The sequence below is a fragment of the Streptomyces sp. NPDC107471 genome (assembly GCF_055582845.1).
This window is the reverse complement of sequence record NZ_JBVJPC010000018.1, coordinates 81,133-104,501: the sequence shown is the minus strand read 5'-3', so window position 1 is coordinate 104,501 and position 23,369 is coordinate 81,133. Positions and strand designations below refer to the sequence as shown.

At 70.8% G+C, this 23,369-nt stretch carries 16 protein-coding genes; 6 read left to right on the top strand and 10 right to left on the bottom strand.

Annotated elements, in window-relative coordinates; translation table 11 throughout:
* Positions 1-90: 90 nt before the first annotated feature.
* Positions 91-531 (bottom strand): MarR family winged helix-turn-helix transcriptional regulator, encoded by a 441-nt coding sequence (locus ACZ66S_RS38965; protein ID WP_469906321.1) that lies wholly within the window; start codon positions 529-531, stop codon positions 91-93.
* A gap of 79 nt (positions 532-610) precedes the next feature.
* Here ACZ66S_RS38965 and ACZ66S_RS38960 point away from each other — a divergent pair, with 79 nt between their 5' ends.
* The gene (locus ACZ66S_RS38960) at positions 611-1,267 is read left to right on the top strand and encodes a maleylpyruvate isomerase family mycothiol-dependent enzyme (RefSeq protein WP_469906320.1); all 657 of its coding nucleotides are present in this window, start codon (positions 611-613) and stop codon (positions 1,265-1,267) included.
* Between the two features lie 54 nt (positions 1,268-1,321).
* Here the strand turns inward: ACZ66S_RS38960 and ACZ66S_RS38955 are convergent, their stop codons facing one another.
* The gene (locus ACZ66S_RS38955; protein ID WP_469906319.1) at positions 1,322-2,242 is read right to left on the bottom strand and encodes an NAD-dependent epimerase/dehydratase family protein; all 921 of its coding nucleotides are present in this window, start codon (positions 2,240-2,242) and stop codon (positions 1,322-1,324) included.
* 45 nt (positions 2,243-2,287) lie between these two features.
* On the opposite strand from ACZ66S_RS38955, the gene ACZ66S_RS38950 reads away from it, so the two are divergent.
* The 4 genes from ACZ66S_RS38950 to ACZ66S_RS38935 all read left to right on the top strand — a co-directional run bounded on the left by ACZ66S_RS38950 (position 2,288) and on the right by ACZ66S_RS38935 (position 5,967).
* Entirely contained in the window at positions 2,288-2,797 is a 510-nt protein-coding gene (locus ACZ66S_RS38950) for an Lrp/AsnC family transcriptional regulator (RefSeq protein WP_469906318.1), read from the top strand.
* Positions 2,798-2,826: 29 nt separating this feature from the next.
* Positions 2,827-3,255: a MerR family transcriptional regulator gene (locus tag ACZ66S_RS38945; RefSeq protein ID WP_469906317.1), complete on the top strand. Its 429-nt coding sequence runs from the start codon at positions 2,827-2,829 to the stop codon at positions 3,253-3,255.
* 14 nt (positions 3,256-3,269) lie between these two features.
* Positions 3,270-3,584: a thioredoxin family protein gene (locus ACZ66S_RS38940; RefSeq protein ID WP_469906316.1), complete on the top strand. Its 315-nt coding sequence runs from the start codon at positions 3,270-3,272 to the stop codon at positions 3,582-3,584.
* A gap of 166 nt (positions 3,585-3,750) precedes the next feature.
* Positions 3,751-5,967: a HelD family protein gene (locus ACZ66S_RS38935; protein ID WP_469906315.1), complete on the top strand. Its 2,217-nt coding sequence runs from the start codon at positions 3,751-3,753 to the stop codon at positions 5,965-5,967.
* A gap of 81 nt (positions 5,968-6,048) precedes the next feature.
* Here ACZ66S_RS38935 and glgB read toward each other — a convergent pair whose 3' ends face one another.
* The 5 genes from glgB to ACZ66S_RS38910 all read right to left on the bottom strand — a co-directional run bounded on the left by glgB (position 6,049) and on the right by ACZ66S_RS38910 (position 15,697).
* Positions 6,049-8,934, bottom strand: coding sequence for a 1,4-alpha-glucan branching enzyme (gene glgB / locus ACZ66S_RS38930; RefSeq protein ID WP_469906314.1), 2,886 nt, complete (start codon positions 8,932-8,934; stop codon positions 6,049-6,051).
* Between the two features lie 32 nt (positions 8,935-8,966).
* Positions 8,967-10,355: a maltokinase N-terminal cap-like domain-containing protein gene (locus ACZ66S_RS38925; RefSeq protein WP_469906313.1), complete on the bottom strand. Its 1,389-nt coding sequence runs from the start codon at positions 10,353-10,355 to the stop codon at positions 8,967-8,969.
* A 96-nt stretch (positions 10,356-10,451) separates the two neighbouring features.
* Complete coding sequence (treS, locus tag ACZ66S_RS38920) at positions 10,452-12,152, bottom strand: maltose alpha-D-glucosyltransferase (RefSeq protein WP_469906312.1); 1,701 nt, start codon at positions 12,150-12,152, stop codon at positions 10,452-10,454.
* On the bottom strand, positions 12,149-14,278 hold the full coding sequence (locus ACZ66S_RS38915) for an alpha-1,4-glucan--maltose-1-phosphate maltosyltransferase (protein ID WP_469906311.1): 2,130 nt from the start codon (positions 14,276-14,278) through the stop codon (positions 12,149-12,151). Before ACZ66S_RS38915 ends, treS begins: the two co-directional genes overlap by 4 nt.
* A gap of 216 nt (positions 14,279-14,494) precedes the next feature.
* Complete coding sequence (locus tag ACZ66S_RS38910) at positions 14,495-15,697, bottom strand: S8 family peptidase (RefSeq protein ID WP_469906310.1); 1,203 nt, start codon at positions 15,695-15,697, stop codon at positions 14,495-14,497.
* 331 nt (positions 15,698-16,028) lie between these two features.
* Here ACZ66S_RS38910 and ACZ66S_RS38905 point away from each other — a divergent pair, with 331 nt between their 5' ends.
* Positions 16,029-18,647, top strand: a complete 2,619-nt coding sequence (locus tag ACZ66S_RS38905) for a glycosyltransferase family 1 protein (protein ID WP_469906309.1) — start codon at positions 16,029-16,031, stop codon at positions 18,645-18,647.
* A 31-nt stretch (positions 18,648-18,678) separates the two neighbouring features.
* On the opposite strand, the gene ACZ66S_RS38900 is transcribed toward ACZ66S_RS38905, so the two are convergent.
* From ACZ66S_RS38900 to ACZ66S_RS38890, 3 genes are all read right to left on the bottom strand, one after another.
* Entirely contained in the window at positions 18,679-19,188 is a 510-nt protein-coding gene (locus ACZ66S_RS38900; RefSeq protein ID WP_469906308.1) for a DUF1990 domain-containing protein, read from the bottom strand.
* Between the two features lie 69 nt (positions 19,189-19,257).
* Positions 19,258-20,925: a M4 family metallopeptidase gene (locus ACZ66S_RS38895; protein ID WP_469906307.1), complete on the bottom strand. Its 1,668-nt coding sequence runs from the start codon at positions 20,923-20,925 to the stop codon at positions 19,258-19,260.
* A 282-nt stretch (positions 20,926-21,207) separates the two neighbouring features.
* Complete coding sequence (locus tag ACZ66S_RS38890) at positions 21,208-23,253, bottom strand: M4 family metallopeptidase (protein WP_469906306.1); 2,046 nt, start codon at positions 23,251-23,253, stop codon at positions 21,208-21,210.
* Positions 23,254-23,369: the final 116 nt, after the last annotated feature.

Sequence of the window (23,369 nt, the reverse complement as noted above, 5' to 3'; positions counted from 1 at the left end):
AACGGCTCGATCACCGCCCACGACTCATCAGTCAGCTCATGACGACGCACCACGAACAGACCAACGACACGGGCACTTTGCGGACACGACCTAGGCCCACGGATCGGTGATCTCCCGCAGCAGGGTCAGGGCCTCGCGGAGCTGCTTCATACGGCGCCCGCCGAGGTGCTCCTCCCACTCCTTCTCCACCTCCGCGACCACCCCGTCGGCGACCTCCTTCGCCGCCCACGCCTTCGCCGCGCCCCGCACCAGCCGGGCCCGCTTGTCGGTCGGGTCCGGGACGCGGGTGACATAGCCCGCCTTCTCGAGCTGGTCGACCAGGAAACCGGCGGTCTGCTTGGTGATCTGGGCCTGCTCGGCCAGTTCCGTCAGCCGGGTGCCGTCGGGGCCGATCCGCTGCATGACCCGGGCCTGGGCGGGCGTGAAGTCGTCGAAACCGGCTTCCGCGAGCGCGGCGAAGATTCGATTCTCCAGGGCCCGGTACGGGAGGAACAGGAGCACGCCCGTGTTGAGCTCGCTCTCCGCCACCATCGTCGACGCTCCCTCGCACTGCTTGACATTGGTCAGAGATACTGACTACTTTGGTCAGAGAAGCTTACCACTTGAGTGGGTGATTCACGTGGGTGCAGTGCTGGACACCGACGAGCTCTGGCAGATCGTCGACCGGGAGCGGGCGAGCCTGGCCGACCTGCTGGAGGGGCTGAGCCCGCAGGAGTGGGAGACCCGCACGCGGTGCGGGGACTGGCGGGTGCGGGACGTCGCCGCGCACCTGACGATCGCGGCGCGCTTCTCCCGCGGCCAGGTCGTCCGCGAGATGGTCCGCGCCCGGGGAAACTGGAACCGCATGATCCATGACTCGGCGGTCCGCGAGGCGCAGCAGCCGGTCACCGCGATCGTCGCCGACCTGCGCTCGATCGTCGGCTCCCGCCGCCTCGCGCCCACCACCTCACCCCACGAGCCCCTTCTCGACCTCCTGGTCCACGGCCAGGACATCGCCCTCGCCCTCGGCCGGGAGCGCGCGGTGCCGGCGGCCGCCGCGCGGGACGCCGCCGACCGGGTGTGGACCATGCGTTTCCCGCCGCGCCCCTGGCCCCTGCCGAAGGCACGCCTGGTGGCCACCGACATCGACTGGACGCGCGGGACGGGGGAGGAGATCCGCGGTCCGGTCGCCGCCCTGCTCCTGCTGCTCACCGGCCGCCCCGAAGCGGCCCGACAGTGGGCCGAGCGCACCGGGGAGCCGTGGACGGGGGTCACGGCTTCCCGGTGACGGGAGGGGGTGCGGGTGCTGCCCCTGGCTGTGTCTCGCCGCCCTACGGGCCGTTCACGGGTGAACGTCCCCCGATCCGAGCGTCTCGGCCACGGCCCGCGGCAGCCATCGCCGTACGTCGTCGAAGCCGAACCCGAGCCGGGTGGCACGCGTGTTGTCCATGCCGTAGGCGCGGGTGAAGGAGAACGGCGAGACCTCGCCGTGCTCGACGAGCTGGAGGAGGGTCCTGCCCTCGGGGATGTGCGCGGCGACCGCCTGGCACAGCTCCTCGGTGCCCAGCAGGCCGTGGGAGGCCGCGTTCACCGGCCCGGTGAAGTCCTGCCCCGCCGTCCAGGCGAGGAAGTCGGCGATCTCCTCGACGTGGATGTAGGTGGCGGGCTGGTTGTCGACCGGGACGGCGATCGGCTCACCGGCGCGGATACGGTCGGCGTAATGGGCGAGCCTTCCGGTGAAGTCGTCGGCGCCGCCGAGGACATGCGCCACGCGGACCGCTGTGCAGGGAAAGGCGGGGTCCTCCGAGAAAACGGATTCCGCCTGCCGCTTTCCCTCGCCGTAATGGGAATCGAGGAATGCGGGGTCGTCCCAGGGCAGGTCGAGATCGACCGACACGGCCGTCGGGTCGACGGCGTCCTCCCGGACCGGGGTGATCGAGTCCTCGTACGCGTACACCTCCACCGTCGACGTCATCACATAGCGACGGACCTGTCCGGCGAGGACCCGGCGGGCGATCGCCGCCTGGCGCGGGGTGTAGCAGACCTGGTCGACCACGACGTCGAACGAACGGGCGCCCAGCGCGTCGGCCAGCGCGCGCTCGTCGTCGCGGTCGGCGACCAGGTGCACCACCCCGGCAGGGGGCGCGGACGAGCCCCGGTTGAGGACCGTGACCCGGTCGCCGGCGGCCAGGAACCGTGCGACCAGGCGCTTGCCGACATACCGGCTGCCGCCGATGACCAGTACCTCTCGTGGCGTTTCCATGACCATAATTCTCCCGGCGTACGTCCGGGTACTGAAGGGGGAACCATGGGAGTTCAGGCGGCAGAGCCGAAGGAACCACGGCGTCTGCGCTCCGCTGCCGACGAAACCTCGGTCGCCTTCGACGCGCTCGACCGGCAGATCCTGGAGCTCCTCCAGACCGACGGCCGGATCAAGCTCAGCGAGCTGGGCCGCCGGGTGCGGCTGAGCCCGGCGGCGGTCACCGAGCGGGTGCGGCGGCTGGAGGCGGCCGGCGTGATCGGCGGCTACGGCGCCCATGTGGTCCCGGCCCGGCTCGGCTACGGCATCCAGGCGTTCATCCGGGTCAGCCCGCACGGCGGCTACACCCTGCGGCATCCGCGGACCCTGGAGCTGCTGGAACGCCCCGAGATCACCGAGGTGCACCACGTGGTCGGCGAGGACTGCTGGATCCTCAAGGTCGCCGTCCGCGACACCGTCCACCTGGAGGAGGTCCTCGAGGAGGTCTCCGTCCTCGGCCGCACCACGACGTCGATCGTGTTGACCTCTCCCGTGCAGCGCAAACCGCTCTTGCCTTGACGTCGGCGTCAAGGACTACGTTCGTCAGCATGCGAATCGGCGAGCTGGCCGCACGGGCCGGGACCACCACGCGGACGCTGCGCTACTACGAGGCGCGGGGTCTGCTGCCCGCGAGGCGCGGCGACAACGGCTACCGGACCTACGACGAGGACGACCTGAAGCTGCTCCGGCAGATCCGGACGCTCCAGGACTTCGGGTTCGACCTGGAGGAGACGCGGCCGTTCGTGGAGTGTCTGCGGGCCGGTCACCCCGAGGGTGACGCGTGTCCCGCCTCGCTCGCGGTCTACCGGCGCAAGCTCGGCGAACTGGACGCGCTGATCGGTGAGTTGCAGACCGTGCGCGCCCAGGTCGGGCAGCAGCTCGAACGGGCCGAGCGGGCGCGTGCCGAGCTGGCCGCCGACGCGGAGGTTCCGGGCGGTCCGGAGCCGGTGTGCGAACTGGGAGGGGATCACAGGTGATCAGGGCAGCAGGTGTGGCAGAGGTGACGGACGCGGACTTCGAGGCGGAGGTGCTCGGGGCGGATCTGCCGGTGCTGGTGGAGTTCACCGCCGACTGGTGCCCGCCGTGCCGGCAGATGGGGCCGGTGCTCACGGCTCTCGCCGCGGAGGAGGGGGAGCGGCTCAAGGTGGTGCAACTGGACGTCGACACCAATCCGCTGACCACGAACGCCTACCGGGTGCTGTCGATGCCCACCTTCATGGTGTTCCGGGACGGGGAGCCCGTCCGGTCGATGGTGGGGGCGCGGCCCAAGCGGCGGCTGCTGGAGGAGCTGACCGACGTGCTGTGAGCCGACGCAATACGAGAAATCCCCCGGGCGATTGCGCCCGGGGGATTTCTTTGCGTATATTCAATGGTTCGCGACTTCACCTGAATGAGGCCGCAAAGAAGCTCAGTGAGCACAGTATATCCGGGCGGGAGTGGAATTGTCAAACACCGGTTTTCCGGACGATGAATTGCGACAGGAACAGGAATTCATCGACGGGCTGTACGCACACGTGGACGCTCTGCGCGGCGACACCGAGGCCTCCGTCACGGACGCGCTCGCCCAGGGCAACACCCCCATGCAGGCCCGGCTGGAGCGGGACATCCTGGTCGCCGAGCGCTCGGGACTGCTGGCCGCGCTGAACGCGGTGGACGGCTCCCTCTGCTTCGGCCGGATCGACCTCACCTCCGGCATCACCCACCACATCGGCCGGATCGGCCTGCGCACCGAGGACGCCGAGCGCACCCCGATCCTCATCGACTGGCGCGCCGACGTCGCCCGCCCCTTCTACCTGGCCACCGGCCACACCCCGATGGGCCTGCGCCGCCGCCGGCACATCGGCACCGAGGGCCGCCGGGTGACCGACCTGCACGACGAGATCCTCGACCTGGGCGACCAGGAGCGGACCGGCCACGAGGACCCGGCCGGCGACGCGGTCCTGCTCGCCGCGCTCAACTCCGCGCGCACCGGCCGCATGAGCGACATCGTGCAGACCATCCAGGCCGAGCAGGACGAGATCATCCGGGCACCGCACCGCGGGGTGCTGGTGGTCGAGGGCGGCCCCGGCACCGGCAAGACCGCCGTCGCCCTGCACCGGGCCGCGTACCTCCTCTACGAACACCGGGAACTGCTCGCCAAGCGGGCCGTGCTCATCGTCGGCCCCAACCCCGCCTTCCTCGGCTACATCGGCGAGGTGCTGCCCTCGCTCGGCGAGACCGGGGTGCTCCTCGCGACGGTCGGGGAGCTGTTCCCCGGGGTGCGGGCGACGGCGACCGACAGCCGGGACGCGGCCGCGGTGAAGGGGCGCGCCGCCATGGCGGACGTCCTCGCCGACGTCGTACGCGACTGGCAGGCGCTGCCCGACCCGGTCATCGCGATCGAGCACGACCGCGAGATCCTCATGCTCGACGACGGTCTGGTCAAGGTCGCCCGCGAGAAGACGCGTGCCGCCCGGCTGCCGCACAACGTCGCCCGGGAGCACTTCGAGGGCCATATCCTCAACACGCTCACCGACATGGTCGCCGAACGCATCGGCACGGACCCGTTCGACGGGACCAACCTGCTGGACCCGAGCGACATCACACAGATCCGCGACGAGCTCGCCGAGAACCCCGAGGTCTGGGCCGCCATCGACCAGTTGTGGCCGCGCCTGACCCCGCAGCGGCTGGTCGCCGACTTCCTCGCCGACCCCGTCGGCTACCTCCCGGACGAGGACGCGGCCGCGATCCGCCGCCCGGTGACCCGCGGCTGGACCGTGGCGGACGTGCCGCTGCTCGACGAGGCGGCCGAACTCCTCGGCGTGGACGAGCGGTTGGCGCGGGCCCGGGCCGAACGCGAGCGCGAGACGCAGGTCGCGTACGCGCAGGGCGTCCTCGACGTGTCGTACGCCTCGCGCACCTACGAGTTCGACGACAAGGACGAGGAGGATTCCGAGGTCCTGTCCGCGCACGACATCATCGACGCCGAGCGGTTCGCCGAACGGCAGGAGGAGGACGACCACCGCAGCGCCGCCGAGCGCGCGGCGGCCGACCGCACCTGGGCGTTCGGGCACATCATCGTCGACGAGGCGCAGGAACTGTCGCCGATGGCCTGGCGGTTGCTCATGCGGCGCAGCCCGACCCGTTCGATGACCCTGGTCGGCGACCCGGCGCAGACCGCGGAGGCGGCGGGCGTGGGCTCGTGGCAGCAGATCCTTCAGCCGTACGTCCAGGACCGCTGGGAGCATGCGCGGCTCCGCGTCAACTACCGCACCCCGGCTGAGATCATGGAGCTCGCGGCGGCCGTGGTGCGCGCCTCGGACCCCGGCTTCGAGCCCCCGAGCTCGGTGCGGTCGACCGGGGTACGGCCATGGGTACGGGCCACCGACGACCTGCCCGGCGCGGTCGCGGAGGCGGTGCAGGAACTGACCCCCACCGAGGGCCGGCTCGCCGTCATCGCCCCCCGCCACCTGCACCGCAGGCTCGCGGCCCGCCTCGACGGCGTCACGGCGGGCACCGAACCCGACCTGACACAGACCGTCGTGCTCCTGGACCCCCGCCAGTCGAAGGGCCTCGAATTCGACTCCGTCCTCGTCGTCGAACCGTCCCTCTACGGCACGAGCGACCTGTACGTCGCCCTGACCCGAGCCACCCAACACCTGGGAGTACTGCACACGGGCCGCCTGCCGAAGGCGCTGGACACCACCTGAGCGGCAGGTGTCGTCCCGGTCCTCGCGAAGGTGCCCCGCGTCCCGGAGCGGACCCCGGCGGGTCCGCTCCGGTGACCTCGGTCAGGCCGGGCGCAGCCACACCGTCGCCAGGGGCGGCAGGGTGAGTTGGATGCTGGCCGGGCGGCCGTGCCAGGGGGTGGGGTCCGGTTTCACGACGTCCGGGTTGGTGACGTCACCGCCTCCGTACCGGGCGCCGTCCGTGTTGAGGGTCTCCAGCCAGGCCGGGACGTCGTCCGGGGCGCCCAGGCGGTAGCCGGGGCGGACCACGGGGGCGAGGTTGGAGACCGCCAGGAGGGGGGAGCCGTCGGCGTCGTAGCGGAGGAAGGCGAAGACGTTGTCCTCGGAGGCGTCGCCGACGATCCACCGGAAGCCCGAGGGGTCCGTGTCCCGCTGCCAGAGGGCGGGGGTGTGGCGGTACACGACGTTCAGATCGCGGACCAGGTCACGGACGCCCCGGTGGTCGGCCTCGGCGCCGTACGCCGGGTCGAGCAGCCACCAGTCCGGGCCGTGGGCCTCTGACCACTCGGCGCCCTGGGCGAACTCCTGGCCCATGAACAGGAGTTGCTTGCCGGGGTGCGCCCACATGAAGGCCAGGTAGGCGCGGAGATTGGCCCGCTGCTGCCACCAGTCGCCCGGCATCTTCGACACCAGTGAGCGTTTGCCGTGGACGACCTCGTCGTGGGAGATCGGCAGGACGTAGTTCTCGCTGTACGCGTACACCATCGAGAACGTCATCTCGTGGTGGTGGTACTTGCGGTGCACCGGCTCGTGGGCCATGTAGTCCAGCGAGTCGTGCATCCAGCCCATGTTCCACTTCAGGCCGAACCCGAGACCGCCGAAGCCCCCGGGACCCATGTGGTGCGTCGCGCGCGTCACGCCGTCCCAGGCCGTCGACTCCTCCGCGATCGTCACCACGCCCGGCACCCGCCGGTACACCGTCGCGTTCATCTCCTGGAGGAAGTCCACCGCGTCCAGGTTCTCCCGGCCCCCGTGCACGTTCGGGACCCACTGGCCCGGCTCACGCGAGTAGTCGAGGTAGAGCATCGAGGCGACCGCGTCGACCCGCAGCCCGTCGATGTGGAACTCCTCGCACCAGTAGACGGCGTTCGCCACCAGGAAGTTGCGCACCTCCCGGCGCCCGTAGTCGAACTCCAGCGTGCCCCAGTCCGGGTGGGCGGAGCGCAGCGGGTCCTCGTGCTCGTACAGGGGCCGGCCGTCGAACTCGGCGAGCGCCCAGTCGTCGCGCGGGAAGTGGGCCGGCACCCAGTCCATCAGTACGCCGATGCCGGCCTGGTGCAGCGCGTCGACGAGGTACTTGAAGTCGTCGGGGGTGCCGAGCCGTGCCGTCGGCGCGTAGAACCCGGTGACCTGGTAGCCCCAGGAACCGCCGAAGGGGTGCTCGGCCACCGGCATCAGCTCGACGTGGGTGAAGCCCAGGTCCTTGACATAGGCGGGCAACTGCTCGGCAAGCTGACGGTACGTCAGGCCCGGTCGCCAGGAGGGGAGATGGACCTCGTAGACGGAGAAGGGGGCTTCGTGGGCCGGCGCCCCGGCCGCCCGGTTCGCCAGCCACTCCGCGTCCTGCCACTCGTGGTGCGAGGCGTGGATGATCGAGGAGGTGTTCGGCGGGACCTCCGTGCGGCGGGCCAGCGGGTCCGCGCGCAGCGTCTTGGAGCCGTCGGGGCGGGTGATCTCGAACTTGTACAGCTCGCCCTCGCCGACCCCGGGCACGAACAGCTCCCACACCCCGGTGGAACCGAGCGAGCGCATCGCGAACGCCGAGGGGTCCCAGAAGTTGAAGGTGCCGGCCACCCGCACCCCGCGCGCGTTCGGCGCCCACACCGTGAAGCGGGTGCCCGGCACGCCCTGGTGGGTCATGGGCTGCGCGCCGAGCGCCGTCCACAACTGCTCGTGCCGGCCCTCGCCGATCAGATGCAGGTCGAGGTCGCCGAGCGCGGGCAGGAAGGCGTACGCGTCCTCGGTGTCCTGGACCGTCTCCGCGTACGTGACGAGCAGCCGGTAGGAGGGGATCTCCCGCAGCGGCAGCAGGCCGGAGAAGAAGCCGTCGCCGTCGTCGTGCAGTTCGGCGCGCACCTCCCCGGCCACGACCGTGACGCCCTGGGCGTACGGGCGGAACACCCGGAAGGCCACCCCGCCGGGCACCGGGTGCGCGCCGAGCACGCCGTGCGGGTCGTGGTGCGTGCCGGAGAGCAGCCGGTCCCGGTCACCGGCGTCCAGGGCGGGCGAGCCGGGTGCCTCCGGCGGCTGGACGGGGTCGGGTGCGGAGGTCTGCGCAACCGCGGCCGGTTCCGCCACGGCGTTCTCGGCGGCCACCGTCGGCGCGACGGCCTTCTCGGCGGCACCCTTCTCCACCGCGGCCTTCCCCACGGCAGTCTTCTCCGCCGCGGTCTTCTCGGCCGCGCTCTTCTTCGCCGGGACCTTCTTCACAGCAGTCTTCTTCGCAGCAGTCTTCTTCACCGCGGTCTTGGTGGCGGCGGTCTTCTTCGCTGCGGCCTTCTTCACGGCAGGCGTGTCGACGGCCGCCTCCTTGACCAGCGCCTTCTTGGCCACGGCCTTCCCGGCCCCCGCCTTCTTCGGCGCGGCCTTTCCCCCGGGGGCCTTCTCGCCGCCGGCCCGCTTGGCGACCGCCTTGACGGCGTCGCCCGCCCCAGCGACGGCCTTCTCGCCACCGGCCTTCTTGGCGACGGCCTTGACCGCGTCGGCCGCCTCGGCGCCGACCTTCTCGGCACCGGCCTTCACCGCCCGGGCCGTCTCCGCCGCCGCGGCGCCGACACCGGTCCTCCCGGTGTCCGCTTTCTTCGCGGGAGCCTTCCTGGCCACCGGCTCCGCCTTCTTCGCCGACGCCTTCTTGGTCACTGTCTTCTCCGCGGCCTTCTTCTTCGCAGTCTTCTTCGGGTCCGAACCGCTGGGGGTGGGCGGAGTCACAGGTGGAGCCTCCTCGGCGGGAGTCGGGTCGGTCAGATCAGGTCGGTCGTCGCGTACCGCGCGACCGCGGCCATCGGCACCTGGAGCCAGTCCGGGCGGTGCCGGGCCTCGTAGACGACCTCGTAGATCGCCTTGTCGGTCTCGTACGCGCGCAGCAGCACCGGATCGGTCCGCGGGTCCACGCCGCTGACCTCGGCGTATCCGGAGCAGTACGCGGCCCGGCAGGCCTCGGCCCAGCCCGGAACCGGCAGGTCGGTGGAGTGTGCCGCGTAGTCGAAGGAGCGCAGCATCCCGGCGATGTCCCGGGCCGTCGGCTGCGGCAGCCGGCGTTCGGCGAGCGGCTTGGACGGCTCGCCCTCGAAGTCGATCAGCGACCAGTGCCCGGCGGCCGAGCGCAGGCACTGGCCGAGGTGCAGGTCGCCGTGGATGCGCTGGGCGGTCCAGGTGCTGCCCTCGGCGGAGAGATCGCCCAGCGCGGTGAACGCGGAGCGCAGGCCGGGCGCGTGCGGCCGGAGCGCCGGGACCGCCTGGACGGCCGCCTCCAGCCGCTCGATCATGCCGTCGACCAGCAGGTGCAGTTGCTGGTGGCCCAGCGTCACGGTCGGCAGGGCCCGCGCGAGCGCGGTGTGCACCTCGGCGGTGGCCCGCCCGAGCGCGTGCGCCTCGGCACTGAAGTCCTCACCCTTGGCGAGTTCCCGCAGGGCCAGCTCCCAGCCGTCCGAGGCGCCCTGCACGAAGGGCTGGAGCACCCCGAGGGTGTACGGCTCGCCGTCCAGCTCCGCCCGCAGCCACCCCGTCGGCGCGGGCACCCGGGGGCAGCCCTCGCGGGCCAGCGCCAGCGGCAGCTCCAGGTCGGGGTTGACGCCGGGCACGACCCGGCGCAGGAGTTTCAGGATGAACGTATCTCCGTAGACGATCGACGAGTTCGACTGCTCGGCGGTCATCACGCGGGCCACCAGGCCCTCCCGGATCTCCTGGTGCTCGTCCCGCTCGAAACGCAGCCCGCCGATCCGGCTCCCGGAGCGGATCGCCTCCAGGAGCAGTTCGGCGGGCAGCGGGTCGTAGAGGGCGTCGTACGCGGTCCTGCCGGTGAGCGGGCCCTCCTCGACATGGCCGATCAGCGCGGGCGCCAGCCGGGGCGGCAGCGCCTCGCGCACACCTATGAGGAGCTGGTAGCAGTCGCCGGGGTGCGGCGGGGCGCCCACGGCGAGCGGCTGGTGGGCCCGGACCAGCAGGTGGTACAGGCCGAGCTTGGCGGTGGGCGGCAGCAGCTCGGTGACCGCCACCAGGGAGAACCCGGTGACCGGGCGTCCCTTGCCCGCGAACCAGCGCTGCCGTGGCAGCCACTCGCGCAGGAGTGGATCGAGGGAGGCGAGGAGGCCTGGACTTGTCGTGGCGGTACGGGTGACGGCTTCCGACATGGCGTGGCGTCCTTTCCCCGGGCTGGCTGGTCGGGGTGCTACTGATGCGTGCCCCGGGCGGGGCGGTGGAAACCGCCCCGCCGGAGTCCTCGTCGGCTATGCGGCGTCCTTGCGGAGCCGGAACCAGTAGAACCCGTGCCCCGCGAGGGTCAGCAAGTACGGCAGATCACCGATGGCCGGGAACCGCACCCCGCCGAACAGCTCGACCGGGTGCCGGCCGTTGAAGGCGCTCAGATCCAGTTCCGTGGGCTGTGCGAACCGCGAGAAGTTGTGGACGCACAGGACCAGGTCGTCCTCGTACTCCCGCAGGAAGGCCAGCACCGCCGGGTTGGAGGACGGCAGCTCGGTGTAGGAGCCGAGGCCGAACGCCGGGTTCTGCTTGCGGATCTCGATCATCCGGCGGGTCCAGTGCAGCAACGACGAGGGCGACGCCATCGACGCCTCGACATTGGTGACCTGGTAGCCGTGGACCGGGTCCATGATGGTCGGCAGATAGAGCCGCCCGGGGTCACAGGAGGAAAATCCCGCGTTACGGTCCGGTGTCCACTGCATCGGCGTGCGGACGGCGTCCCGGTCGCCGAGCCAGATGTTGTCGCCCATGCCGATCTCGTCGCCGTAGTACAGGATCGGCGAGCCGGGAAGGGACAGCAGCAGCGCGGTGAACAGCTCGATCTGGTTCCGGTCGTTGTCGAGCAGGGGGGCGAGGCGCCGGCGGATGCCGATGTTGGCGCGCATCCGTGGGTCCTTGGCGTACTCGGCCCACATGTAGTCGCGTTCCTCGTCGGTGACCATTTCGAGGGTGAGCTCGTCGTGGTTGCGCAGGAAGATGCCCCACTGGCAGTTCTGCGGGATCGCCGGGGTCTTGGCCAGGATCTCCGACACGGGGTAGCGGGACTCGCGGCGCACGGCCATGAAGATGCGGGGCATGACCGGGAAGTGGAAGGCCATGTGGCACTCGTCGCCCCCGGACTCGTAGTCGCCGAAGTAGTCGACGACGTCCTCGGGCCACTGGTTCGCCTCCGCCAGGATCACCGTGTCCGGGTAGGACGCGTCGATCTCCTTGCGGACCCGCTTGAGGAACTCATGGGTTGCCGGAAGGTTTTCGCAGTTCGTGCCCTCCTGCTGGTACAGGTACGGCACCGCGTCCAGCCGGAAACCGTCGATGCCCAGGTCCAGCCAGAACCGCAGGGCGGAGATCATCTCCTCCTGGACGGCCGGGTTCTCGTAGTTGAGGTCCGGCTGGTGGGAGAAGAAGCGGTGCCAGAAGTACTGCTTGCGCACCGGGTCGAAGGTCCAGTTGGAGGCCTCGGTGTCGACGAAGATGATCCGCGCGTCCTGGAACTGCTTGTCGTCGTCGGCCCACACGTAGTAGTCGCCGTAGGGGCCGTCGGGGTCCTTGCGGGACTCCTGGAACCACGGGTGCTGGTCGCTGGTGTGGTTCATGACGAAGTCGATGATCACGCGCATGCCGCGCTGGTGGGCGGCGTCGACGAACTCCACGAAGTCGGCGAGGTCACCGAACTCCGGCAGGACGGCGGTGTAGTCGGAGACGTCGTACCCACCGTCTCTGAGCGGTGACTTGAAGAAGGGCGGCAGCCACAGGCAGTCGACGCCCAGCCACTGCAGGTAGTCCAGTTTGGCGGTCAGGCCCTTGAGGTCGCCGACGCCGTCGCCGTTGCTGTCCTGGAAGGAGCGGACGAGGACCTCGTAGAACACGGCCCGCTTAAACCAGTCCGGGTCCCGGTCCTTGGCGGGGGTGTCCTCGAAGGTGTCGTGGACGGGCTCGTTGACGATCATGTTGTGGGTGACCCTCCGATCAGCGGGGTGGACGGTCGCAGGACGGTGCTGTGCTCACCCGGGGGATGACCCCCGGACCCCCGGCCGACCACGAGGACGTGTGCCCCGCCGGGCTCCAGACGCACGTAGTTCGCCCTGCCCCAGTGATAGGTCTCACCGGTGAGCTCGTCGCGCACCGGCACCGACTCGTGCCAGTCCAGGCCGAGTTGCGGCATGTCCAACGAGACCGTCGCCTCCTGGGTGTGGTGCGGATCGAGGTTCACGACCACCAGAACCGTGTTCGAGCCGCTCCGCTTCGCGTATGCGATCACCTCGTCCTTGTCGGCGTGGTGGAAGTGGATGTCGCGCAACTGCCGCAGGGCCGGGTTCTCCCGCCTGATGGTGTTGAGCTGGGTGATCAGGGGGGCGAGGGAGTCGGGGTTGTCCCAGTCGCGGGCCTTGAGCTGGTACTTCTCCGAGTCGAGGTACTCCTCGCTGCCCTCGCGCAGGGGGGTGTTCTCGGCGAGTTCGTAGCCGGAGTAGATACCCCAGGTCGGCGACAGCGTCGCGGCCAGCACCGCGCGCAGCGCGAACGCGGGCCGACCGCCGTGCTGGAGGAAGGCGTGCAGGATGTCGGGGGTGTTGGCGAAGAAGTTCGGCCGCATGTAGGAGGCCGCCTCCCCCGACAGCTCCGTCAGGTACTCGGTCAGCTCCTGCTTGCTGTTGCGCCAGGTGAAGTACGTGTACGACTGCTGGAAACCGATCTGGGCCAGGGTGTGCATCATCGCCGGCCGCGTAAACGCCTCCGCCAGGAAGATCACATCCGGGTCGGTGGCGTTGATGTCGGCGATCACCCGCTCCCAGAACACCACCGGCTTGGTGTGCGGATTGTCCACCCGGAAGATCCGCACCCCGTGCCCCATCCAGTGCCGCAGCACCCGGCACGTCTCCGCGATCAGCCCCTCCAGATCCGCGTCGAAGGCGATCGGGTAGATGTCCTGGTACTTCTTCGGCGGATTCTCCGCATACGCGATGCTCCCGTCCGGGCGGTGGTGGAACCACTCCGGATGCTTGTGCACCCACGGATGATCCGGCGAACACTGCAGAGCGAAGTCCAGCGCGACCTCCAGCCCCTGCCCGGCCGCCTCCCGCACGAACCAGTCGAAGTCCTCGATCGTGCCCAGATCCGGGTGCACCGCGTCATGGCCGCCCTCCGGCGAGCCGATCGCCCACGGCACCCCCACGTCCTCCGGCCCCGCGGACAGCGTGTTGTTGCGGCCCTTGCGGAACGTGGTGCCGATCGGGTGGATCGGCGGCAGATACACCACGTCGAAGCCCATCGCCGCGATCGCCGGCAACCTGCGCGCCGCCGTACGGAACGTGCCGTGCGGCCGCTCCGGAGTGCCCTCCGACCGGGGGAAGAACTCGTACCACGACCCGAACAACGCCCGCTCCCGCTCCACCAGCAGCGGCAACGACTCCGACGCCGTGATCAACTCCCGCAGCGGAAAGCGCTCGAGGACCGCGTCCACCTCGGGCGTCAGTGCGGCGGCGAGGCGGGCGGCGGCCGGCCGGCTCTCGTCGCGCAGGGCGCGGACGGCCGCGAGGATCACGCCGTTGCGCCCGTCGTCGGGGACTCCGGCGGCGGCCCGTTCGTAAAGGCGGGCGCCCTCCTCCAGGACCATCTCGGTGTCCATGCCGGCCGGGATCTTGATCTGGGCGTGGTGCCGCCAGGTGGTGACGGGGTCGCCCCACGCCTCCACGGTGAAACTCCACAGGCCGGGCGCGCCCGCTGTGACGGTGGCGCCCCAGCGGTCGGTGCCGGGGGCCAGTTCCCGCAGGGGGGTCCAGGGTCCGGCGCGGCCTTCCGGATCCTTCAGTACGACATTGGCGGCGACCGCGTCATGACCCTCGCGGAACACGGTGGCCGAGATCTCGAACGTCTCGCCGGTGACCGCCTTGGCGGGCCGGCGGCCGCGCTGCACGACGGGGCGGACGTCCAGGACGGGTATGCGCCCGACGGCCGGAGCCGGTCCGGCCTGCGGGGAGGGTCGCTCCTGAGGCGGTGGGCCGGGGTCGGCGGGGCGAGTGGTGGATGCGTCGGTGCTGGTCGTCAGGGGTGCTGACGAGTGGTGCGTGGCGGGCATGACCGCTCCTGTCCGCGTCAACTTCGGGTGGGCGGATGGCTGTGGGGAGGGGGTCCTGCGGGGCGTACCGGTGAACCTACCTGAGCCGTGTACCGGAGGAGCCTTCCCACCCTCTTCGGGTGGGCAATCCGGCACTTTGCTAACTACTCACGCGTATGTCTTTACACAAGACCGGCCCCGTTCTGGCCGAACGGGGCCTCCTTGCGGACGCTTCCCCTAGGAACCGGGCACCTGGAGAAGTTCGTCCGGTGAACCCGGTCCCCGACCGGACACCTTCCCGCCGACCGCCAGTTTGACCAGCGCTTTGCCGACCTGTGCCGGAGTGGCCCGCGGGTGGTCGGCCAGGTACAGCGCGGCCGCCCCCGCCGCGTGCGGGCTGGCCATCGATGTGCCCGAATACGTCGCCCTGGCGGTGTCACCGGTGATGCCCGCCGAGGTGATCGAGACTCCCGGGGCGAACAGGTCGACGGCCGAGCCGTAGTTGGAGAAGCCCGCCCGCCGGTCGGTCCTGTCGGTCGCGCCGACCGTGATCGCCTGGGGCAGGTCGGCGGGCGAGTAGAGACCGGCCGGCCGGCCGTCGTTGCCCGCGGCGACGGTGTAGGTCACCCCGGACGCGATGGAGGTGCGTACGGCGGCGTCCAGCGGGGCACTGCGGGCGCCGCCCAGGCTGAGATTGGCCACCGCCGGCTTCCGCGCGTGCCTCGTCACCCACTCGACACCGGCGATGACCTGCGCGGTCGTACCCGATCCGGCGTTGTCGAGGACGCGTACGGCGACCACCTCGGCCTTCTTGGCGACGCCGTAGCCGGTGCCGGCGACGGTGGCCGCCACATGGGTGCCGTGGCCGTTGCCGTCGCCCGCCGACCGGTCGCCGTCGACGAAGTCCCAGCCGTGCCGCGCCCGGCCCCCGAAGTCCCGGTGGGAGACGCGGATGCCGGTGTCGATCACGTACACCGTCGTCCCGGCGCCCGCGGACCGGGGCCAGGTGTAGGACCTGTCCGGCGTCCGCTCCGGCTGGTCGAGGCGGTCCAGGCCCCAGGACGGCGGGTTCCTCTGGGTGCCCTCCAGGGTCACCCGGGTGTCCTGCACGACCGAGGCGACCCGGGCGTCCGCCGCGAGCCGCCGGGCCTGTCTCTCGTCCGCCCGGATCGCGTAGCCGTTGAGTACCGTGCCGTAGGTATGGCTGATTCTCGCCCCGTACTTCTCGGCTAGGCCCTTTCCGGCCGCCGACGGGGCGTCCGTTCCCTTCTTGAGCGTCACCAGGTAACTCCCGCTGACGGAACCGGCCTCCCCGGCGCCGAGTATCCGCCCCTCCGGTGCGGCGTGCGCGGGTGGGGAGATGGCCGAAAGCGCGGCGGCACAGCTCACCGCGGTCAGACTCCCCACCCGGCGCAGACGCCGGTCTCGCGTCCGTGCCATGACGTGCGTTCCCCTCCTCGGTGCGGCGTACGGCAGCCGTGGTCCGCCGGATGCACCCGGCGTCGGCCGGTACGCCCTGGGGAAGCCTCTCGTGCGGTGTGAAGTACCACAAGGACGCCTACGGGGGTGTAATCGGCCATATCGGCTATGGGGTGACGTAGGGAGGTTGCGGCGATTTCCGGACTGTTCGAAGCGGAACGGCTTGGCGGCGACACGGCCTTCTGCCGACAACTGCGCCGTGGTGACGAGCCCTCCGCACGGTTACCGTCGAGGCTGAAGACGGGACGCACACCGCCGTGCGTCCCACTCCGCTTGCTCGCCGAGGTGGAATGTGAAGGCGATCCGTCGATTCACCGTCCGACCCGTACTCCCCGATGCCCTGCGGCCCCTGAGCGACCTGGCGCGCAACCTGCGCTGGTCCTGGCACGCGGAGACCCGCGACCTGTTCCAGACCGTCGACCCGGAGCACTGGGCCGCGTCGGGCGGTGATCCCGTACGGCTGCTCGGCAGCGTGCGGCCCGCCCGGTTCGCCGAGCTCGCCGAGGACCGCCGCTTCCTGCGCCGGCTCACCGCGGTCGCCGACGACCTCCACGACTACGTCACCGGTGAGCGCTGGTACCAGGCCCACACCGGTGAACTCCCCGCCGCCGTCGCCTACTTCTCGCCCGAGTTCGGCATCACGGCCGCCCTGCCGCAGTACTCCGGCGGGCTGGGCATCCTGGCGGGGGACCACCTGAAGGCGGCCAGCGACCTGGGCGTACCGCTGATCGGCGTGGGCCTGCTGTACCGCCACGGCTACTTCCGCCAGACCCTGTCCCGGGACGGCTGGCAGCAGGAGCACTATCCGGTCCTGGACCCCAACGAGCTTCCGGTGGCGCTGCTGCGGGAGGCCGACGGCACCCCGGCCCAGGTGTCGCTCGCCCTGCCCGGCGGCCGCCGCCTGCACGCCCGGATCTGGCTCGCCCAGGTCGGCCGGGTGCCCCTGCTGATGCTGGACTCCGACGTCGAGGAGAACGACCTCGGCGAACGCGGGGTGACCGACCGGCTGTACGGCGGCGGCAGCGAGCACCGGCTGCTCCAGGAGATGCTCCTCGGCATAGGGGGCGTGCGCGCGGTACGGACGTACTGCCGGCTGACCGGCCACGCCGACCCCGAGGTCTTCCACACCAACGAGGGGCACGCCGGGTTCCTCGGTCTGGAGCGGATCGCCGAACTCTGCGACCAGGGGCTGGACTTCGACGCCGGTCTGGAGGCGGTCCGGGCGGGGACCGTGTTCACCACGCACACCCCCGTCCCGGCCGGCATCGACCGCTTCGACCGGGAACTGGTCGCCCGGCACTTCGGCCCCGACGCCGAGCTCCCGCGCATGGACGTGGGCCGCATCCTCGGCCTCGGCATGGAGACCTACCCGGGCGGCGAGCCCAACCTCTTCAACATGGCCGTGATGGGTCTGCGCCTGGCCCAACGCGCCAACGGGGTCTCGCTGTTGCACGGGCAGGTCAGCCGGGAGATGTTCTCCGGACTCTGGCCGGGATTCGACCCCGAGGAAGTGCCGATCACCTCCGTGACCAACGGGGTGCACGCCCCGACCTGGGTCGCGCCCGAGGTGTTCCGGCTCGGCGCCCGGCAGATCGGCGCCCAGCGCACCGAGGACGCGCTGACCGTCGGCGGCTCCGACCGCTGGGACGCCGTGGGGGACATCCCCGACCAGGACATCTGGGAGCTGCGCCGAGCGCTGCGGGAGCAGTTGGTGACGGAGGTGCGGGACCGGCTGCGCGCGTCCTGGCGTCAACGCGGCGCGGGTACGGCGGAGTTGGGCTGGATCGAGGGTGTGCTGGACCCCGACGTCCTGACCATCGGATTCGCCCGCCGTGTCCCGTCGTACAAGCGGCTCACCCTCATGCTCCGCGACCGCGACCGGCTGATGGACCTGCTGCTGCACCCCGAACGCCCGATCCAGATCGTGGTCGCGGGCAAGGCGCATCCGGCGGACGACGGCGGCAAGCGGCTGGTCCAGGAGCTGGTGCGGTTCGCCGACGACCCGCGGGTCCGGCACCGGATCGTCTTCCTGCCCGACTACGGCATGGCGATGGCGCAGAAGCTCTACCCGGGCTGCGACATCTGGCTCAACAACCCGCTGCGGCCGCTGGAGGCGTGCGGCACGAGCGGGATGAAGGCCGCGCTCAACGGCTGCCTGAACCTCTCCGTCCTCGACGGCTGGTGGGACGAGTGGTTCCAGCCCGACTTCGGCTGGGCGATCCCGACGGCCGACGGTGTGGGGACCGATCCCGACCGCCGTGACGACATAGAGGCCGACGCCCTCTACGACCTCCTCGAACAGCGGGTGACGCCCCGCTTCTACGAGCGCGGCCAGGGGGGCCTGCCCGACCGCTGGATCGAGATGGTCCGCCAGACGCTCACCCTGCTGGGTCCGAAGGTCCTGGCCGGCCGCATGGTCCGCGAGTACGTCGAGCGCCTCTACGCCCCCGCGGCCCACGCCCACCGTGCGATGGCCCCGGACGCGGCGCGCGAACTGGCCGAGTGGAAGGCCAGGGTGCGGACGCAGTGGCAGGGCGTGACGGTCGACCACGTGGAGACCACGGCCGCCACGACCACGGCCGAACTCGGCACCACGCTGGGCCTGCGGGTCCGCGTCGGCCTCGGCGCCCTCGGCCCCGACGACGTGGAGGTCCAGGCGGTCTCCGGCCGCGTGGACGAGGAGGACCGCATCGCGGACGCGTCCACGGTCCCGCTCAAGCCGGTCGGCGGCCCGGACGCGGAGGGCCGCTGGGTGTACGAGGGCCCCCTGTCCCTGGACCGCACGGGCCCCTTCGGCTACACGGTCCGCATCCTGCCCACCCACCCCCTCCTGGCCTCGGCCACGGAACTGGGAATGGTGGCGATGCCTTCGGAGGACGTGGTGGAGGGGGCGGGGGTGTTGATGCGGTGAGCGGTCGGGGGCGCGGGCCGGGGCTCCGTGCTCAGCCCGCGTCCTCTCCGCCGCACAGCCTGCGCAGGACGGCCCCGCACCGCCGCGCGTACGCGTGCTGGAGTCCCCGGGTCGCAGGGCCGCCCGCCCGGGAGTACCACTTGGCGGCCCGGCTGAAGGCCGAGACCGTCAGCCATACCGTGCCGTCGCCCGTGCGGTCGACTACGAAGGACTCCTCGCCGCATTCGGGGTGGCCGGACAGGGTGCCGTAGGCCCAGCCCGCGCGGCGGTGCTCCTCCACGGTCCACACCACTCGGCAGGGGGCCTTGATGACGCCGGCCAGGGTGACCGTGACGTCCACGTCCGGGGCCGCGCGCTCGGCGGTGGTGTCGATGCCCACCCCGAGCGCCCGGTGCATCTCCCAGGTCAGGACCGCCTCGGAGGCCTTACGGAAGACGTCGTGACCCTCGCCTATGCGCGTGCGGACGTGCAGGGGGTGGAAGCCGGGCGGGCAGAATCCGCTCCGCCGGGTCGCACCGACGTCGTCGTACGTGAAGGACATGGGACCCAAGAGTAGGGCGGTACCCGGGGATGCCTTCGTCCCGGGTACCGCCCGTCGACTCACTGCTGACTAGCTCACGTTGACCGCGGACCAGGCCGCCGCCACCGCCTTGTACTCGGCGCTCGTCGAGCCGTACAGGGCGGACGCCGCGGACAGCGTGCCCGTGCGGGCCGACTTGTAGTTGGTCGTCGACGTGAAGTACGTCGTCAGCGCCTTGTACCAGATCTGCAGCGCCTTGGCGCGGCCGATGCCGGTGACCGTGGAGCCGTTGGACGTGGGCGAGTTGTAGGACACGCCGTTGATCGTCTTGGCGCCGCTGCCCTCCGCGAGGAGGTAGAAGAAGTGGTTCGCGACACCGGACGAGTAGTGGACGTCCTTGTTGCCCACGGTGGACGACCAGGAGTCGGCCGAGCCGCCGTCCTTGCTGGGCTTGTCCATGTAGCGCAGCGGGGTGCCGTCCCCGTTGATGTCGATCTCCTCGCCGATGAGGTAGTCACCGACGTCGTTGGAGTTGCCCGCGTAGAACTCCACGCCCGTGCCGAAGATGTCCGAGGTCGCCTCGTTGAGGCCGCCGGACTCGCCGGAGTAGTTCAGGCCCGCGGTGTTCGAGGTGACGCCGTGGCTCATCTCGTGGCCGGCGACGTCCAGCGAGGTGAGCGGGTTGACGTTGCCCTCACCGTCGCCGTACGTCATGCAGAAGCAACTGTCGTCCCAGAACGCGTTCACGTACTGGTTGCCGTAGTGCACCCGCGAGTAGGCGCCGACGCCGTTGTTCTTGATGCCGCTGCGGCCGAAGGTGGACTTGTAGAAGTCCCAGGTCTCCTGCGCGCCGTAGGTGGCGTCCACGGCCGCGGTCTGGTCGGTGGTGGAGCTGGAGGCCGCGCCGGTGCCCCACACGTTGTCGGCGTCCGTGAACAGGGTCCCCGCGGAGGAGCTGGTCCCGTGGGCCTTGTTGTAGGTCTTGTGGTTGCCGCGCGTGGCGTCGGTGAGGTTGTACGTCGACCCGGACAGCGTGGTGCTGAGGCTGACCGTGCCCGAGTACAGGCTCTTGCCGGTGCCGGTCGCGTTCTCGATGCCCTGGTACTCGTAGAGCTTCTTGCCGGTGACGGCGTCGGTGATGACGTGGAGCTGGTTCGGGGTGCCGTCGTCCTGGAAGCCGCCGACGATCGTCTCGTAGGCGAGGACGGGGGTGCCCGAGGCGGCCCAGACGACCTTGCGGGCGCCGTTGGCGGCGGCCTTGTCGGAGCCCGCGGCCTTGGCGGCGCTCAGCGCCTGGGTCTCGGCCTTGGCGACGGTGACCTTCGGGGTCAGGGAGGCGACCTTGATGCTCTTGGTCGTCGCCTTGGAGACGCCCTCGGCCGCACCGGACTTCGACTCGTGCACGACGAGGTCGCCGCCGAGGACGGGCAGGCCGTCGTAGGTGCGCTCGTAGCGGGTGTGGACGGTGCCGTCGGCGTCCTTCACGACGTCCTTGACGACCAGTTGCTCCTTGGCGCCGAGTCCTATCTGCCGGGCCGTGGCCGCGGCGCCGGCCTGCTGCTCCTTGATGAGCGAGGTGCGGGCGGCCGCGGAGAGCTGGATGGGTGCGCCCGCGAGGGTCGCCTTGCCGGTGCCTTCGGCCGGGGTCACGGCGGCGGCACTTCCGGTGGTCAGACCGGTGGTGAGCAGGGCCCCGGCCGCGACGGCGGTGGCGATGGCCAGGGTGGTGCGCTTGTGACGCGCGTAGAGGGGGGTCACACAAGCTCCTTCGTGGGGGAGCCCGGGAGGCGTGGGGTGCCTTCCGGGGTGGTCGTGAAGTTGTGCGGCGGTTGTGAGGAAGCGTGGCATTAAGGCGCGTACATGTCATGACCCCCATGTGATGTTGGCCGAAAGTCGACCAGCGGGTGAACATTGCCGCTGTGTAAAGCGAGTTGACCTGGGCAAAGCCCCAACAACACGTCGGTCATGGGATGGCAAAAAGAGGGCGCCGCCCCGGGGAGTCGAACCACCGGGACGGCGCCCTGTCCGGGCGGCAGCGACCTACGGGAAGGTCAGCTTCCAGCTATTGATGTAACCGGTGTCCTGGGCCGCGTTGTCCTGGACCCGCAACTGCCAGGTCCCGTTGGCGACCTCGGAGGACGCGTTCACCGTGTACGTGGTGCTGAGGTTGTCGGCGCTGCCGCCGGTCCCGTACGCCTTCAGCGTGTACGCGGTGCCGTCGGGGGCGATGAGCTGCACCCGGAGGTCACCGATGTAGGTGTGCACGATGTCGACCGCGACCGCGAGGTTCGAGGGCGCGTTGCCCGTACGCCCCGACACGGTGATCGGCGAGTTGACCGCCGCCCCGTTGTCCGGAATCGATACGTCGGTGGTCGACTCGAAGGAGGTGCCGCCACCGCCGCCGCCGGGACGCGAGCCGACCGCCACGCCCGCCCAGGCGTTCGCCACGGCCGTGTACTCGGCGCTCGTCGTGCCGTACAGCTCACCGGCCGCCGCCAGGGTGCCGGTGCGGGCCGCCGCGTAGTTCGTCGTCGACGTGAACTTCGTGGTCAGCGCGCGGAACCAGATCTTCTCCGCCTTGTCCCGGCCGATGCCGGTGACCGGAAGGCCGTCCGCGGTGGCGGAGTTGTAGGTGACACCGTTGATGGTCTTGGTGCCGCTGCCCTCCGACAGGAGGTAGAAGAAGTGGTTCGCCGGGCCGGACGAGTAGTGGACGTCCACCGACCCGATCCCCGAGTACCAACTGTCCTTGGATGCCCCGTCCTTGCTCGGCTTGTCCATGTAACGCAGCGGCGTGCCGTCGCCGTTGATGTCGATCTCCTCGCCGATGAGGTAGTCACCGACGTCGGAGGAGTTGTTGGCGTAGAACTCGACGGCCGTGCCGAAGATGTCGGAGGTCGCCTCGTTCAACCCGCCGGACTCGCCCGAGTAGTTGAGTCCCGCGGTGTTCGACGTGACGCCGTGGGTCATCTCGTGCCCGGCCACGTCGATCGACGTCAGCGGGTGGGTGTTGCCCGACCCGTCGCCGTACGTCATGCAGAAGCAACTGTCCGACCAGAACGCGTTGACGTAGTTGTTGCCGTAGTGGACCCGGGAGTACGCCCCGACCCCGTCACCGCGGATGCCCGAACGCCCCTGGACGTTCTTGTAGTAGTCCCACGTGAGGGCGGCACCGTAGTGCGCGTCCGCGCCGGCCGTCTCCGCGTTGGAGGCGCTGCCGTTGCCCCAGACGTCGTCGGGGCCCGAGAAGAGGGTGCCCGTGCCGGAGGTGCCGCGGTTGAGGTTGTACGTCTTGTGGCCGCCGCGCGCCCCGTCGGTCAGGTTGTACGTCGACCCGGACTGGGTGGTGCCGAGGGTGACCGTTCCGCTGTACATGGTGTTGCCGGTGCCGGTCTCGATGGCCTGGTACTCGTAGAGCTTCGCACCGGTCGCCGCGTCCGTGACGACGTGCAGCTCGTTCGGCGTGCCGTCCTCCTGGAGGCCGCCCACGACCGTCTCGTAGGCCAGGGTCGGGGTGCCGTTGCCGGCCCAGATCACCTTGCGCGGGGCCCGGTCGGTGTCGGCCTTGTCGGCACCGGCGGCCCGCGCGGCCTTCAGGGCCTGCGCCGACGCCGTGGCCGCGGCCACCTTCGGCGTCACGGAGGCGACCTTGATGGTCTTGTTCGTCGCCTTGACGACCCCCTCGGTCGCCCCCGACCTCGTGGTCTCCACGACGAGGTCGCCGCCGAGGACGGGCAGGCCGTCGTAGGTGCGCTCGTAGCGGGTGTGGACCGTGCCGTTGCCGTCCTTGACCACGTCACGGACGACGAGCTTCTCCTTGGCGCCGAGGCCGAGGTCCTTGGCGGTGTCCGCCTTGGTGGCGTTGGCCTCGCGGATCAGCTCGGCGCGCTGGGCGGGGGTGAGCCTGAGGGACTCGGAGCCCGGGATCGCCTTGCTCGCGGCCGACGGTGCCTTCTCCGGGGCTGCGGTGGCGGCGCCCGACTGGACGGCCGCGGCGATCAGGGCGGAGACACCGACGAGGGCCACGGCGGCGGCCTTGCGGTGCAGGGTGTGGGGGGTGCGTCTGTGGGAGGAACGGTCTCTCAACACTGACTCCTTCTGCGCGGCCGCGGATCACGCGGCCAGGGGAGACCGGACGGTGGGTCGACCGTCCGGGCGGTACGCGGAACGAGGTGCAGGTGGCCGCGGATCGGAACACAGCG

Coding starts and splice junctions, on each gene's coding strand:
- ACZ66S_RS38965 (WP_469906321.1), bottom strand. CDS start 531: ATGGTGGCGGAGAGCGAGCTCAACACGGGCGTGCTCCTGTTCCTCCCG.
- ACZ66S_RS38955 (WP_469906319.1), bottom strand. CDS start 2,242: ATGGAAACGCCACGAGAGGTACTGGTCATCGGCGGCAGCCGGTATGTC.
- ACZ66S_RS38950 (WP_469906318.1), top strand. CDS start 2,288: ATGGGAGTTCAGGCGGCAGAGCCGAAGGAACCACGGCGTCTGCGCTCC.
- ACZ66S_RS38945 (WP_469906317.1), top strand. CDS start 2,827: ATGCGAATCGGCGAGCTGGCCGCACGGGCCGGGACCACCACGCGGACG.
- ACZ66S_RS38925 (WP_469906313.1), bottom strand. CDS start 10,355: ATGTCGGAAGCCGTCACCCGTACCGCCACGACAAGTCCAGGCCTCCTC.
- treS (WP_469906312.1), bottom strand. CDS start 12,152: ATGATCGTCAACGAGCCCGTCCACGACACCTTCGAGGACACCCCCGCC.
- ACZ66S_RS38915 (WP_469906311.1), bottom strand. CDS start 14,278: ATGCCCGCCACGCACCACTCGTCAGCACCCCTGACGACCAGCACCGAC.
- ACZ66S_RS38910 (WP_469906310.1), bottom strand. CDS start 15,697: ATGGCACGGACGCGAGACCGGCGTCTGCGCCGGGTGGGGAGTCTGACC.
- ACZ66S_RS38900 (WP_469906308.1), bottom strand. CDS start 19,188: ATGTCCTTCACGTACGACGACGTCGGTGCGACCCGGCGGAGCGGATTC.